11 protein-coding genes are annotated in these 14,848 nt (G+C 44.3%); 7 read left to right on the forward strand and 4 right to left on the reverse strand.

The window, feature by feature from the left end; genetic code table 11:
- Positions 1–200 precede the first annotated feature (200 nt).
- A complete protein-coding gene (locus L0660_RS02415) occupies positions 201–959 on the forward strand; it encodes an FKBP-type peptidyl-prolyl cis-trans isomerase (protein ID WP_235157493.1) in 759 nt (252 codons plus the stop codon).
- Between the two features lie 13 nt (positions 960–972).
- The gene (locus L0660_RS02420) at positions 973–3,096 is read left to right on the forward strand and encodes a carboxy terminal-processing peptidase (protein ID WP_235157496.1); all 2,124 of its coding nucleotides are present in this window, start codon (positions 973–975) and stop codon (positions 3,094–3,096) included.
- 69 nt (positions 3,097–3,165) lie between these two features.
- On the opposite strand, the gene L0660_RS02425 is transcribed toward L0660_RS02420, so the two are convergent.
- Positions 3,166–3,516, reverse strand: coding sequence for a helix-turn-helix transcriptional regulator (locus L0660_RS02425; RefSeq protein WP_310589619.1), 351 nt, complete (start codon positions 3,514–3,516; stop codon positions 3,166–3,168).
- A 68-nt stretch (positions 3,517–3,584) separates the two neighbouring features.
- Between L0660_RS02425 and L0660_RS02430 the strand changes: the two genes are divergently transcribed.
- From L0660_RS02430 to L0660_RS02450, 5 genes are read left to right on the forward strand one after another with little or no spacing between them, the layout of a single operon-like run.
- Positions 3,585–4,526, forward strand: a complete 942-nt coding sequence (locus tag L0660_RS02430) for a hypothetical protein (protein WP_235157499.1) — start codon at positions 3,585–3,587, stop codon at positions 4,524–4,526.
- A 23-nt stretch (positions 4,527–4,549) separates the two neighbouring features.
- Positions 4,550–5,539, forward strand: a complete 990-nt coding sequence (locus tag L0660_RS02435; protein WP_235157501.1) for a thioredoxin domain-containing protein — start codon at positions 4,550–4,552, stop codon at positions 5,537–5,539.
- Between the two features lie 34 nt (positions 5,540–5,573).
- The gene (locus L0660_RS02440) at positions 5,574–6,422 is read left to right on the forward strand and encodes a DUF4249 domain-containing protein (RefSeq protein ID WP_235157504.1); all 849 of its coding nucleotides are present in this window, start codon (positions 5,574–5,576) and stop codon (positions 6,420–6,422) included.
- 18 nt (positions 6,423–6,440) lie between these two features.
- Positions 6,441–7,454, forward strand: coding sequence for a TonB-dependent receptor (locus L0660_RS02445; RefSeq protein WP_235157507.1), 1,014 nt, complete (start codon positions 6,441–6,443; stop codon positions 7,452–7,454).
- Positions 7,451–8,797, forward strand: coding sequence for a TonB-dependent siderophore receptor (locus L0660_RS02450; protein ID WP_235157509.1), 1,347 nt, complete (start codon positions 7,451–7,453; stop codon positions 8,795–8,797). Before L0660_RS02445 ends, L0660_RS02450 begins: the two co-directional genes overlap by 4 nt.
- A gap of 110 nt (positions 8,798–8,907) precedes the next feature.
- On the opposite strand, the gene L0660_RS02455 is transcribed toward L0660_RS02450, so the two are convergent.
- From L0660_RS02455 to L0660_RS02465, 3 genes are read right to left on the reverse strand one after another with little or no spacing between them, the layout of a single operon-like run.
- Positions 8,908–10,350: a TolC family protein gene (locus L0660_RS02455; protein ID WP_235157510.1), complete on the reverse strand. Its 1,443-nt coding sequence runs from the start codon at positions 10,348–10,350 to the stop codon at positions 8,908–8,910.
- Positions 10,351–10,403: 53 nt separating this feature from the next.
- Entirely contained in the window at positions 10,404–13,556 is a 3,153-nt protein-coding gene (locus L0660_RS02460; protein WP_235157511.1) for an efflux RND transporter permease subunit, read from the reverse strand.
- Between the two features lie 25 nt (positions 13,557–13,581).
- Positions 13,582–14,730, reverse strand: a complete 1,149-nt coding sequence (locus tag L0660_RS02465) for an efflux RND transporter periplasmic adaptor subunit (RefSeq protein ID WP_235157516.1) — start codon at positions 14,728–14,730, stop codon at positions 13,582–13,584.
- Positions 14,731–14,848: the final 118 nt, after the last annotated feature.

Raw genomic sequence — 14,848 nt, forward strand, 5'->3', positions numbered from 1 at the left:
GGTAAAACCTATCACTAAAAATTAGATTTTTCCAAGGCTCGCGACGCAACCGCCCAGCCGATCCTGATTTCGCCGTTTATCCTTCATAATGAACATTTTTAAAACTTTTTTAGGTACTATTTGTGTTTTTGTTGTAATTGAGTTCGTTAATAGCACTTACAAATCCATTTATATAACTAATCGACCATCCTTACAGCGTAATGTACAAATTAGAAAAAACCATTTTAGCGGCCTTAGTTGCAGGAGTTTTGGTAACAACAGGAAGCGAAGCACAGACTATCAAAAAGACAGCAAAACCGGCAGCGACAGTGAAGAAGGCTCCGGGCACACCAGTAAAAGCAGCAGCAACGCCTGCCGTACTCAAAAATAAGATGGATTCTTTGTCAGCTGCCATTGGCGTAAGCTTTTCAAATTCATTAAATTCTCAGGGAATTTCGGACATTAATACAGAGGTTTTAACAAAAACCATCAATGCTTCGCTCAAAGGCGGTAAAACAGCATTCACGCCGGAAGATGCCAATAAGTTTATCGGTGAATATTTTCAAAAATTAACTGAGGAAAAAGGAGCTGTGTTCAGAGTAGAAGGAGAGAAATTCCTGGAAGAAAATAAGAAAAAAGATGGGGTTGTTACAACAGAAAGTGGTCTTCAATATCAGATCATTAAGGCGGGCGAAGGCCCTAAGCCTGCGGCAACCGATAAAGTGAAAACCCATTATCACGGCACTTTAACCAATGGAACGGTTTTTGACAGTTCGGTAGAAAGAGGCGAGCCCGTGGAGTTTCCGGTTAATGGTGTGATCAAAGGGTGGACAGAAGCGTTACAGCTTATGCCGGTTGGTTCAAAATGGAAGTTATTTATTCCTTATCAACTTGCTTATGGTGAACGTGCAGCAGGCCCTCAAATCCCGGCTTATTCAGCGCTGGTGTTTGAGGTTGAATTATTAGAGATTGTTAAATAGCAAACGTTCAACAATGAAAAAGTACTTAATCACGCTTATTCCGGTAGTATTACTGGGCTGGCAGAAGGGGCCTGTTCAGGAAAAAGCGGCAGTTATACCAGCCGTAGAGGTGTCAATGGACGAGGATATCAAGCCTATTCCTGCTCAGTTTAAAGCTGAGGAGCTGACAACCAGGATTCTATCTAGTTATCATTACAGAAAGACCAGGCTCAGCGATTCGCTTTCACAAGCGATTTTTGATAAGTACGTTGACGGCATTGATCATGGCAAGCTGTATTACCTGGCCAGCGATTTAGCCGATTTTGATAAATACAAAAATTCGTTCGATGACTATCTTCAGAAGAGAGAACTGGATGTGCCTTTTGCCATGTATAATGTTTTCAGAAAACGTTATAAGGAAAGAAGTGACTACATTCAGGGACTTCTGAAAGAGGAAAAACCATTTGATTTCACGGCAGACGAATCTATGAACACCGACCGTGAAAAAGCGGCGTGGGCGAAGAGTACGGACGAACTGAACGACACATGGCGCAAGTATCTGAAAAGCGAAGCGCTGGATTTGAAGTTGTCGGGCAAAGCGGATACGGCCGTTATTTCAACATTGAAGGACCGTTATAAAAACCGTGACCGTGCATTGGGCCGCATTCGTACCGAGCAGGTTTTCCAAATGTTCATGAATGCTTATGCTGAGTCTATGGACCCGCATACAAGTTACATGGCACCAACTTCTGCGGACCGCTTCAAGCAGGAAATGAGCCAGTCACTGGAAGGAATCGGGGCATTGCTTCGTGAGGAAGATAATTATATTAAAATCGTAGAGGTAATCCCAGGCGGTCCTGCATTTAAAGGAAAACAGCTTAAAAAGGAAGATAAGATCATTGCCGTTGCCCAGGGAGATGAAGGTAAAATGGTGGATATCGTAGGCTGGTTTGTGGATGACGCAGTGAAACTGATCAAAGGGCCAAAATCGACTGTGGTAAGGCTTCAAGTTATCTCCGCAGATGCGATTTCAGGAACACCTCCAAAAGAATACAGGTTGGTGCGTGAGAAGATCAAATTGGAAGAGCAACGCGCGAAAAGCGAGATCGTTTCAGTTAATAATGCCAACAAAGAATACAAAATCGGTGTGATTGACATTCCGCTTTTCTACCGTGACTTTGAAGGCGCGCAACATAAAGAAAAGGAGTTTTCAAGCACAACACGCGATGTTCAAAAGCTGATTACTGAGCTGCAAACTTCTAATGTCGACGGAATTGTAATTGACCTGAGAAACAATGGTGGTGGTTCATTGACAGAGGCGGTTTCATTGACAGGTTTGTTCATCAACAGAGGACCGGTGGTTCAGGTTAAGGAAGGACAGGGAGAAGTTGAAGTTCAGTCTGATAATGATCCAACCATTGCTTATGACGGCCCTATGGCTGTGATGGTGAACCGTTTCAGTGCTTCTGCATCAGAAATTTTTGCAGCAGCCATTCAGGATTACAAACGTGGAATTATTGTTGGAGAGCAAACTTACGGTAAAGGAACCGTTCAAACATTGATCGACCTGAACCAGTGGGTTCCGAAAGAAACAGACCAGTTGGGACAAGTGAAGCTTACAGTTGCTAAATTTTACAGAATCAACGGAAGCAGCACGCAGCTTAAAGGTGTAATGCCTGATCTGGAATTGCCAACAGCATTTAAAGTAAACGAATTCGGTGAAGGTTCTCAGCCAAGCGCATTGCCTTGGGATCAAATTGCATCTTCGCGCTACGAGCCAACCAACAACATTAATGCAAAAGTGGTTGACCAGCTCAAAGGCAAATACAATCAGCGTTTGAAAACGGACGAAGAGTTAAAAACTTTGGTTAAAACACTTAACGATTTTAAAGAAGCACGCGAAAACAAGATCGTTTCCCTGCAAGAATCAAAACGTAAAGTAGAACGTGCCGAAGCGGAGAAAAAAAGGCTTGCTATGAAACAACTTGGCGAGGACAATGCTGATGGCGAAGAGGAGGAAGAAGACGGCAAAGCCGTTGAAGCTCCGAAAGAGGTTAAGAAAAAGAAAGACATTTATCTAACCGAAACCAGCCGCATGCTAGCCGATTTGATCGTGATATCGAAAGAGCCTAGTTTGGCAGGGACTAAGAAGAAGTAGAATGTTTGAGTAGCATAATTTGAGAGCCCGGACTGGTGACAGTTCGGGCTTTTTTTTGCTAAACGAGCATTAATGCTCTTTTTCTGAACAATGTTTTTGGATATGATTTTGGTAAAAGGTTTCCATTTCATGTTTGCTTTGAAAACCGAGATAATTCGAAACTTTGTTAGCGAGCTCGCCACTAATATTAATCCTCCCGTTTTCCAACTTACTGATTGACTGCTGCTTTACATTCAAAAAGCTGGCAAGTTCTGATTGTTTGATTCCTTTCATCATTCTGACAGCACGGATTTTCTCACCGAAAGAGGTCATAAAAAAGCTAAGATTATAGTGTGTAGGGTGCGTGCAAAATATAACAAATACGCACAACCGCCAAGTTGTAAAATACAACCACCCGAAGCGTACTATACAACCAGACATTTTTGCGTGCCGGGGAATAGATGTATCTCTTTGTAGAGTTATTTAAAACTAATCCTTTGCAGATCGACATGAAATCACACATTATTAGGAACTGGCCATTCAGTCTCTTATTGCTGCCCGCTCTAATGCTGACACAAGCATGTCAAGAGGAGCTTACTTCAACCTCTTCACTAACCAAGTCAATAGAAAAGATCGAAACTGCTTACAAGAAAGGAGAGACGAAGATCGAGGTCGGAGGCCCAAAAGAGTTGGAAACCTTGGCATCGCCTGAAATCATGGAAGCTGTCAAAACACGATTACAAGCTTATCAACGGAATTTTGAATCTCGTTACGATGAATCGGGAGATCTTTCAGAACCCTATTGGGTTGGAGTAATTCCGCTCAATGATGCTTGTCCGGCGGCAACTTTAAAAATTAAGTTTAAAATGGACAATCAAGATAATGGCAATTCAACGAAATCAGGTTGGACGGGTAGTTGGCTTTATGATAATAATGGAAACAGCTGGCATACGCTGTGCAGAGTTTATGGCGGAGCATTTACATTGATGACGCTGAACACGCCTACGCAATACCTTGTAGTGAGACTAAGCAATAATAAAACCTTGATAATGGAGCCAAGGGTCTGGAACGTTTATATTGATAATGAGGATAAAGGTAATCTAAATGTAGTGTCAGATATCAGTCCTGGATTTATGAATAATGATGGTACGCACCTTCAATTCTGGGCAATTGCTGGCAAAAATACTCCTGGTGTAAGTCAAGCGGCAGAGTTTCCGGATCTTGGTTTTGCCTACGGAGTTTTTGGAACGTTTACGTCGCCTGTCGTTGGAGGCGCAGCAGGAATGGGAACATTCAAAACGGATGATGAGAACAATAACAATGCGAACCAGCTCTATTCTGTTGACTGGAGCACGAACGTTAAAACACCTGCATCATTTGTGCATGGTAAAGGTGTAGATCGTGATAATGATCCTGGAAATACAATATTTAATATACGTCGGGTTAGGTAAGAATGAGCATGAAAAGCAGGTCAATGATTTTCGTAGTTGCCTTGGGCGTTATGATTAGCTCCTTTTCCTGCAAAAAGCAGCAGCAAAATGGAATAATCGCAAAGGTGGAAGGTGACGAGATCAGCATGGATGAGATTGACGCCCTGATCAAAAGCTCGCTCTATGAATATCTTTTTGCCATTTATGATGTTCGAAGAATTGCGCTTAATGAGTTCATTAATAATAAGCTGATTGCAAAGGAGGCGAAAGCACATAAGATTGATACGGACTCTGTTACTTCTCTAAAAATCAGCGAAATGAAAAGGAGGATAACAAAGGAACAATACATAGCAGACAATTCCTTGAGGAGTGGGGTGGTTGATGAAAGAAATCCGTTCAAGCTGATTCCACTCGATACGCCAGAAGGCCAGAGGGTCTTGGAAGAGAGTTATGTGAAATTTTTGACACATACCTTCGCCAAAGAGCTGCGAGCGAAATACAAAGTGGATATCTTACTCACACCGCCTGAAACGCCTAAGCTTGATTTGCGAGGAATTGTAAGCTACAAAAGGGGTAATTTACAATCACAGCATTCGGTCACCATTGTATCGGATTTTGACTGTCCGGTTTGTCAGAGTAAAGAGCCTGTTTTGAAAAAGATTTTCAAAAAGTATGGAGAGAGAGTTCGCTTTGACTATGTACATCTCTCTTCTTCTATTAACAAATCGATATTGTTTTCCGAATGCGCTGGAAAGCAGAGGAAGTTTTGGGAAGCGCATGAGGCGCTATTTCAAAAGCGAGAGAATGGTTTTTCCAAGATTGAAAATCTGATTTCTGATTTGAATCTTGACAAAACAGCTTGCGAGGCCTGTATGCAATCTGAGAAAGTTGCCGGTGAAATTAATGTAAATATGGAACGGTTGCGATCATTGGGCATCATAGTTACGCCTACCATAATCGTTAATAACAGAATTTATTATGGTGAGATTTCTGAAGAAGTTATGGGTCAGTTTATCGAGAAGTCCCTTAAATGATTTGTGGTTAGCATTCATTAGTTCATTCCTCCTGATGCTGATTCCCCTTTCATGTGTACAGAATGTCGAGTTGGACTTAATCAAGGGCAATGAGAAAGTTCTGGTGGTCGAGAGTGAATTTAATAACCTAAACACTGGGAACTTCGTAAGGTTGACTTGGACGCGCAATGTTCAGGAAAAGGAAGTGCTGCCAGTTGATCATGCTTTGATTGTAGTCAGTTCTGACAGCGGTGAAACTGATACTTTGAAGAAAGAAAACGATGATAATAATAATTTTGATGGATATTATTTTTCAGATAGATTAAAATGTGAGCCAAACAGAACGTACACCCTGAAAATTGACGTTGATGGGAGAATGTACGAGGCAACCGCGACAACGCCCCGTCCTCCTAAAATTGATTCTTTACGCTTGGGTTTTGTCAAGTATGAAATTGGGAAATCTGATGGGGTTATGCCCTTTATTTATTTTAGAGAGCCATCAGCAGAAAAAAATTACTACATGGGAAAGTTGTGCCCGGATGGGTACTTTTCCCGTCGAAATCCTTGTCCAGTGATGACTTGGTATGCCAACCGGGCGGTACTGCTTTTGGACGATAAATATCTAGCTGGATATGTCAATGGTATTAACATCAATTTACCCGATGACCCTAAGAGAAAGTACATTCCAAGCCTTTTTGGAGACTACCTTGCCATTCTCTATTCGATAACCCCAGAGAGCTATGAATATTTTCAATCATTAATGGAAGCCCTTAAGAGCGATGGAGGAGTGTATTCGCCATCACCAGCAAATCATCCAACCAATATTAAAAGCAAGCATAAAGTAGTCGGATTTTTTCATGTAGCAAGTCTTGATTCATTCCCATTTTTTGCACCGCTTCGCTGATTAAACGCATTTGAATTCATGACTAAATTGCTCATAATAGCGGCGTTTTTCATCTCAATTAACACTTACGCTCAAAGGCATAACCTAAGCGGTATAGTGACGGATGCTGTTTCCGGAGAAAGCTTGCCCAATGCGAGTGTTAAGGTTGCCGGAATGGATGCGGGAATACAGAGTAATGCATACGGTTATTATTCTCTGAGCCTTAAAAAGGGGATTTGTCTGATAGAAATTTCCTATCTGGGTTATCTGAAAAAATCGGTTCTCGTTGATTTGCAGCGGAATTTGAAACTGGACATTCAGCTGACACCTGCCAATCAACAGCTGAAAGAAGTGCAGGTTAAGGAGCGGGACCAGGTGGATTTAGGTAACACCATTCCGGGCAAGTCCAGCATTCAGATGAGTCAGGTTAAAAGCATGGGCACAATGGCAGGTGAAGCGGATATATTTCAGGCGTTGCAATATCTTCCCGGCATTAAGGCGGCAGTTGAGGGAAATACGGGTCTCTCTGTTCGCGGAGGATCATTTGATCAAACATTGATTCTGCTGGATGATGCGCCTGTTTATAATCCTTCACATGCATTAGGCTTTTTTTCTGCGTTTAACAGCGATGCCATCAAGTCAGTGGACATTTATAAGGGAACCGTTCCAGCCCAGTTTGGCGGAAGACTTTCCTCGGTGGTCGACTTGAAAATGAAAGAAGGCAATGTTAACCACTTGAATGTCTCGGGTGGATTAGGTGCGATCGCAAGTCGGTTGACCGTGGAGGGGCCGATCAAGAAGGAACGATCGTCGTTTATTGTCTCCGGAAGATATAGTTATGCAGGCAGCACGGCAAATCTGATCGGAAAGTTGGCCCAGCAAATGAATGTTTATCCGTTCGGAATTTCACGGGCGGAAATGACATTCGCTTTTATGACCTTAATGCGAAGATCAACTGGAAATCAACGGATAGCAAGGATCAGTTTTTCATCTCCGCTTATGCAGGAAAGGATTGGTTTAAGTATTACCTTTTTCAACAAGGCACTTTCATGAAATGGCAAAACAATACGTTGTCGTTCAGATGGAACCGCGTTCAGCGTAGCAACCTGTTTTTCAACACCACGGCTTATTTCAGCAACTACAGCTATAATTACAGCCTACTGATGGATCGGCGTGATTTTGAGTGGAAAGCCGGTTTGCAGGAAGTTGGACTGAAAAACGAGTGGGACTATTTCATCGATCCCACTGCATCACTCAAAGCGGGTGCATCGCTAACGTATACGCATTATAGTCCAGGAGCAATCAAGCCAAAATCTGATAGTTCGATAACGATTCCTTTTACATTAAGGGCACAAAATACTTTGCAAAACGCCGTTTTTGCTGGTTATACAAAACAGTTGTCCAAGGGCTTTTCTATGTATGCAGGGCTCCGTGTATCCATTTATTCGATGGTAGGGCCTGGTATGACATATGAATATTCGCAAAATCGCGACCATGTGCAGGATTCAACGCGTTACAAAGCGGGAGGACTCATGAATTTCAGAGCGGGAATTGAGCCGAGATGGTCTTTAAATTACATGCCAGACAGCATTTCCGTGCTTTCAATCGCAGCGAATCGTTCAATGCAATATTCCCATTTGCTTAATTCTTCAGCTGTTGGTTTGCCCACGGATGTATGGCTTCCTTCCAACCGCAATGTCGCGCCGCAATCTGCAACGCTGATCTCTCTCAGCTACAAGCGGATTATTAAAAATGTTACGATTTCGGTTGAAGCTTATCAGAAGTGGATGAAAGGAGTTATTGATCTTGTCGACAATGCCCAACTGTTTGTAAATCAATATGCTGATTCCCAGGTTCGCTCTGGAAAAGGAAATGCTTGGGGACTTGAAACAATGCTGGAAAAGAAAACAGGCAGATTAACCGGATGGATCACCTACACATTATCGAAGACAGATCGGACCATTCCGGGCGTTAACAATGATCTCGCTTATCCAACCCGATATGACCGCCGGCACAGCATTTCGTTCGTTACGACTTTCCATGCGACAAAAAGAACGGCGCTGTCAATGGATTTTCAGTTTAATTCGGGCGGGGCGGCGTCATTTCCTGTGGGTGCATATGAATACTTGGGAGCGTCTTTTAATTATTACACCAGCCGAAACGGATACAGGTTACCCGCCTATCACCGGCTCGACGTACAAGCTATGTTCACCAGGAAGCGAAAAAAATGGGAAAGGCAATTTGTTGTGGGCATTTTCAATGTGTATGATCAGCGTAACCTTTTTTCTGTGCAAGTTGAGCCCGATACATTCAGCCAGCCTTATGAGCTATCACGTATATCAGCCATTTCTTTATATGGTGTTATGCCATTTTTTAGCTACGGATTCAAAATCTGATCCCATATCAGGCTTTTCCTAACGGTAGGTGGAGAATGAAAAACAAAACGGGCCACCCCAATATGGATAACCCGTTTTGACAAAAAAAGGAAGGATTTACTTGTGAACTTTTACTCCCAACCACCCCCCAGCGAGCGATACAATTCGATCAATGCTAAATACTGATTCTTTTGAACGTCGGTTAATGACAATTCAGCTTCCAGAACGGTTCTTTGCGCGGTGATCACTTCCAGGTAGGAAGCATAGCCTGTCAGGAAAAGGTCTTTTGACGTGACAACGGCTTGTTGCAGCACGTCCACTTCCTGGGTTTTGAATTCGTTTATTTTTCGGTTGTTTTCAAGTTTTTTCAGGCTTGTGCTTACTTCCTGGAAACCGGTTAAGACGGCCTTGTTGTAAGTAAACAATGCTTCAAGGCTTGCGGCTTCGGCTCTTTTTTGTCCTGCTTTCAGCGCTTTTCTGTTGATAAGCGGCCCGGCCAGACCACCGATTGCATTATAAGCGATGGAACCCGGATTGAAGAGTAAATTGCTTTTAAATGAATTAAAGCCCAGAAAAGCAGTAATGTTCAGCGATGGCAAAAATGCAAGCTGCGCGGCCTGCTGTTCCGAATAATTGGCTAACAGGTCAAATTGCGCTTGCTGGATATCGGGTCTTCTTCTCAGCATGTTGGCAGGAATTCCGGTTGCGGCGGTTTGAGGCAATGTCTGTTCCAGCCGGGCGCTACGCGTAATGGGCTGAGGAAAGCGGCCCAGTAGCAGATTGAGTTTGTTTTCGGCTTCGATAATTTCCTGTTGTTTTTCAACTTCAAGGCTTTGTGTATTAAACAATTGTGCGCTGAATTGCTGTACGCCCAATTCATTGGCACGGCCGCCTTCTTTCTGGATTTTAATGGTTTCCACGGCAGATCGCTGCAAGGCAATGTTCTTTTGAATGATTGCCATTTCCGTATCCAGCGCGATAAGCTCGTAGTAAGCACTTGCAATTTCGGCGATCAGGCCGGTAATGATGGCGTGACGAGCTTTTTCGGTGGACAAAAGACGGTTATATGCTGCTTTTTTCTGCGTTTTTAATTTCCCCCAAATATCAATTTCCCAGGCGCTTCTTAACCCAACAAAATAATCCGGCATGAAAGGGGCAGGTAGCCGACGGTCCGCGTCGATGTTTTCGGAAAAATTGGTGTCATAATTTCCTACGCCATCCATGGTATAATCGCCGAATTTCCGACCGCCGCCAGTCACTTCGGCCGAAACGGATGGAAGCAATGCTCCCTGTGCAGCCAGAATGTTGGATCGAACCATTTCTATTCTTTGCGCTGCGATTTTCAGGTCCAGATTGTTCTGTAGCGCTGTATCGATCAATGCCGTTAAATATGCGTCTTTGAAAAACGTTTTCCACTCCATAGCCGCAATTCCTGTTGAATCGGTTTGGCCGGCGAATGTTTGTGGCGTGCTGATGCGCGACTTCTGCGCAATGGGTTGGGTGAGCTTGCAACCTGCCAGGGTTACTAATGTGCTCATCAGCAGTATGCTATATAAATTTTTATATGTTTTCATGAATGCAGGATCTTAGAGGAAGCAGCCGGACGAACGCCCGGCTGCCGAAAGTGTCATTCGAGAATGAGCTCTTCTTTCTGGTTTACAATTTTAGATTTTTTGGGCCTTACCATGCTGGCGAACAGCACGTATAATCCCGGGATGATAATCACCCCGAAAATGGTTCCGATCAGCATCCCGCCAGCAGCCGCGGTCCCGATAGAACGGTTTCCGATCGCACCTGCACCTGAGGCCATCACCAACGGGATAAGTCCGGCTATAAATGCCAGCGAGGTCATCAGGATTGGGCGAAGCCGTTCTGTGGCGCCTTCCAGTGCTGCCTCAATGACGGATCGTCCTTCTTTTTGCCTGATAATCGCGTATTCTACGATCAGAATGGCATTTTTACCTAACAACCCTATGAGCATGACGAGCGAAACTTGCGCGTAAATGTTATTTTCGAGCCCCATTAATTTCAATGCGACGAATGCGCCGAAAATACCGGTCGGTAAGGAAAGTATAACAGGCAATGGAAGCAGGAAACTCTCATATTGAGCGGCTAGGAGCAGATAAACGAAGATCAGACAGACGCCAAAAATATAAATGGCCTGATCGCCCGACAGGATTTCCTCCCGCGTCATGCCGGACCATTCATAGGTGAAACCACGCGGCAGGCTGGTGGCAGCAACACGTTCTACGGCCTTGATAGCGTCGCCGCTACTGTAACCCGGCGCTGCATCGCCATTGATCATCGCCGAGGTGTACATGTTATACCGCGTCAGCAATTCAGGTCCGTAAACTCTTTCCAGACGGATGAATGTGGAGAACGGGACCATTTCACCGCGGTTGTTCTTTACGTAAAGTTTTAAAATGTCCTCAGGATTCTTCCGGAAATCCGGATCAGCCTGGACCATTACCTTATACATCTGGCCAAAACGAATGAAATTGGAAGCATAAAAACTCCCTACCAATGTCTGTAATGTGCTCATTGCTACGTCCACCGAAACGCCTTTTTTTGCAGCGATATCGGCATCGACGTGAATCATATATTGCGGGAAACTTGCATCGAAGCTGCTGAATGCGCTGGCGATTTCCGGCGAATCCATCAGGTCTTTTACAAATTTGTTGGTGATCTCAGCAGTTTTTTGCAAATCGTCGCTTCCCGTGCGGTCTTGCACACGGAGCTCAAAGCCACTCGAGTTACCAAATCCCGGAACAGTAGGAGGTGGGAAAAACTGAATTTCAGCATCCGTAATGTGCTTGGTTTTGGCTTCCATTTCAGAAATAATGTCCTGCACGGAAGCCGTCCGTTCATCCCAGGGTTTCAGGTTAATCATAGCCATACCATAGGAAGATCCCGCAGATTCCGTGATCAAGCTGTAACCTGACAGCGACGAAACGGATTCTACTGCTTCCAGTCCTTTTGCCACTTTTTGAATTTCATCCAAAACAGCCTCGGTTCTTTCCACGGTGGCTGCTACGGGAGTTGTTACATTTACATTAATAACACCCTGATCTTCTGTGGGAATGAAACCAGTAGGCAGAACCGTGTTGACTCCATAAGTCGCTACGCAGAATGCAATGAGAAGTCCGATTGTAATCACCCTCCGGTTAATGATCAAGCCCAGCAACTTTCTGTATTTTGCCGAAATGCCATCATAACCTTTGTTGAAACCTGCAAAAAATCTATCCAGAAGCGTATTTTTCGATGGCTGACCGTGGGTGTTTTTCAACATTAAAGCACAGAGCGCTGGTGTTAATGTCAATGCATTAATCCCGGAAATAACGATTGAAATAGCAAGCGTGATGGAGAACTGGCGATAGAAAATCCCGACTGGACCAGACATAAAGGCCACAGGAACGAAAACCGCAGACATGACCAGCGTAATCGCGATGATAGCGCCGCTCATTTCCTTCATCGACTCAATGGTCGCTTCGCGCGCATCCAAATGTTTTTCGGCCATCTTTGCGTGGACGGCCTCGACGACGACAATGGCATTATCCACCACAATCCCGATGGCCAGAACCAATGCAAACAATGTTAAAAGGTTGATTGAGAAACCGAATAACTGCATGAAAGCGAATGTTCCGATCAAGGCAACGGGAACGGCCAGGGCAGGGATAAGCGTTGAGCGGAAATCTTGCAAAAACAGGTAAACAATAATGATTACCAATATAAATGCTTCAATCAATGTGCGTACAACCTCGTGTATGGACGCATCCAGGAAGCGGGAAACGTCATACGAAACCATGTAATCCATGCCGGGAGGGAATGTAGTCTCCTTCAATTCGGCCACTTTCTTTTTCACATTGGCAATTACCTCCTGCGCATTGGAGCCGGGACGCTGTTTCAGCATGATCGATGCCGAGGGCTTGCCATTGGACTTGGAAGCCATATCATATTCCAGCGTACCAAACTCAATATCAGCCACATCCTTTAATTTCAGCATGGAGCCGTCGGGGTTTGAGCGCAGGACGATATTTTCATATTGAGCCGGCTCAAACAATTTTCCCGTGTATTTTAGCACGTATTGCAGGGCTTGCACTTCGCGTCCTGAGCTAACCCCGGTTTTACCCGGCGCAGCCACAACGTTCTGTTCGCGGATCGCTTTTACGACGTCATCTGCGGAAATGTTGTAACCATTCATCCGGTCGGGTTTTAGCCAGACACGCATCGAATAGTCACGGCTTCCCATGATCACCGCGCGGCCTACGCCGTCAATTCTTTTGAGCTCCTTAAGCAGGTTAATGTCGGCAAAATTGTATACAAAGTCCTCAGCAACAGACGTATCCGAACTCATGATGTCCAGATACATAAGCATACTGTTTACTTCTTTTTCGGTGGTTACACCGGCTTTGATTACTTCTTCCGGAAGTTCATCAATTACAGTTTGAACGCGGTTCTGCACGTTCACCGCCGCCAGGTCGGGGTCAATTCCTACGTTGAAAGAAATTGTAATGGTCGTTACGCCATCATTACCCGATACGCTGGTCATGTAAGTCATTCCTGGAACACCATTAATGGCGCGTTCGAGGGGAACGGCAACGGCGTCCACGCCAACCTCGGAATTAGCCCCGGTATAGGTTGCCGTTACGACAACAGAAGGCGGCACAATGTCCGGAAACTGCGAAACTGGTAGGTCTGAGAGGGCGAAAAGCCCAAGTAAGGTTATGAAGATTGAGATGACCAGTGATAGCACTGGCCTCTCTATAAATTTTTGAAACATGATTTAAAATTCAGGTGAAAAGATCTTACCGTGCGGTCAGTTCAATTTTGGTGGCTTTTACATTCAGACTGTCCAGCGGGATATTTTTAGGCGTAATAGTTGCGCCGTCCTTCAATCCCTGAAGTCCTTCGTACACAATGGTTTCTCCTGATTTTAAACCTGATTTCACAACATAGTATCCTGCTAACCTCGATTTTGGTACGAAGCTGCGGGTCTTGATCTTGTTGTCTTTCCCAAGCACATATACAAAATTCTTATCCTGTATTTCAAAAGCAGCCTTTTGCGGGACCAGAATGGCATTTTCGACGGTGTTAGTTAGTCTGATAGTTCCTGTGGAGCCGTGTTTCAATAGTTTCTCCGGATTCTGAAAACGCGCTCTGAATGCAATGGAGCCGGTTCCTTCGTCAAATGCGCCTTCCATTGTTTCCACAGTTCCTTTTTGTTTAAAATAAGAACCATCGGCAAGTTCAAGCTCTACGACTGTCGCACTTTGGCCCTGGCCGCGCGCTTTCACGTATTCCAGATATTCATTTTCGGAAACATTGAAATAAGCAAAAACACTTTTTGTGTCTGAAAGCGTTGTAAGCAATGTTCCTTCGTCAATAAGGCTTCCCATTTTATGCGGGATCCGGTCTATAATGCCGTCAAAAGGTGCTTTAATTTCGGTTTGGGCCAGATGGATGGACGCCTTCGATTTTTGCGAACGCGCTTCTTCGATCTGCGCATTTACAGCAGCCAGTTTCGCTTCCGCAACTTCGACTTCCGTTTTAGAAATCACATTTTTCTCTACCAGCAGCTTTACTCTTTTCAATTCAAGTTCGGCTCCCTTCGCTTCTGCAATGGCACTTTGCAAATTGGCTTTCGCCGATGCCAGCTGCGCCTCATATTCTTCGTTGTTGATCCGGAACAATGTTTGTCCTTTTCTTACTTCTTTACCTTCATCCACGTAAACCTCTTCCAGGTAACCTTTTACGCGGGCATATATTTCAACATTGCGGACTGCATGAATGTCGCCCACATATTCCCGGTGCACTTCGGTTTTTTGAGGGACTAATTCCGTCACCGGAATGGTAGGAATGGCGGTTTCTTTCTTGGATTCGCTTGCGCCTTCACTTGTGCAGCCGTATGCAAACAGACCTGGAATGGCAAGTAAAAGCCATTTGAAATTCTTCATAATAAGTTGATTGTTAATGTAATAATGAGTTTTTCGGGAATAGGAATAGCCGCAATGTTGACTGATTAGCCAGCAAAACATATGTACTGATCCGGGGCAGATGAACGGCGCTTTTTAA

This window comes from Dyadobacter sp. CY351 (genome assembly GCF_021502625.1).
Lineage (GTDB): Bacteria > Bacteroidota > Bacteroidia > Cytophagales > Spirosomataceae > Dyadobacter > Dyadobacter chenhuakuii.

Excerpts from the sequence above, each read along its gene's own strand:
- L0660_RS02415 (WP_235157493.1), top strand. The coding sequence starts at position 201 with ATGTACAAATTAGAAAAAACCATTTTAGCGGCCTTAGTTGCAGGAGTT.
- L0660_RS02420 (WP_235157496.1), top strand. The coding sequence starts at position 973 with ATGAAAAAGTACTTAATCACGCTTATTCCGGTAGTATTACTGGGCTGG.
- L0660_RS02425 (WP_310589619.1), bottom strand. The coding sequence starts at position 3,516 with ATGTCTGGTTGTATAGTACGCTTCGGGTGGTTGTATTTTACAACTTGG.
- L0660_RS02430 (WP_235157499.1), top strand. The coding sequence starts at position 3,585 with ATGAAATCACACATTATTAGGAACTGGCCATTCAGTCTCTTATTGCTG.
- L0660_RS02435 (WP_235157501.1), top strand. The coding sequence starts at position 4,550 with ATGATTTTCGTAGTTGCCTTGGGCGTTATGATTAGCTCCTTTTCCTGC.
- L0660_RS02440 (WP_235157504.1), top strand. The coding sequence starts at position 5,574 with ATGCTGATTCCCCTTTCATGTGTACAGAATGTCGAGTTGGACTTAATC.
- L0660_RS02445 (WP_235157507.1), top strand. The coding sequence starts at position 6,441 with ATGACTAAATTGCTCATAATAGCGGCGTTTTTCATCTCAATTAACACT.
- L0660_RS02450 (WP_235157509.1), top strand. The coding sequence starts at position 7,451 with ATGAAATGGCAAAACAATACGTTGTCGTTCAGATGGAACCGCGTTCAG.
- L0660_RS02455 (WP_235157510.1), bottom strand. The coding sequence starts at position 10,350 with ATGAAAACATATAAAAATTTATATAGCATACTGCTGATGAGCACATTA.
- L0660_RS02460 (WP_235157511.1), bottom strand. The coding sequence starts at position 13,556 with ATGTTTCAAAAATTTATAGAGAGGCCAGTGCTATCACTGGTCATCTCA.
- L0660_RS02465 (WP_235157516.1), bottom strand. The coding sequence starts at position 14,730 with ATGAAGAATTTCAAATGGCTTTTACTTGCCATTCCAGGTCTGTTTGCA.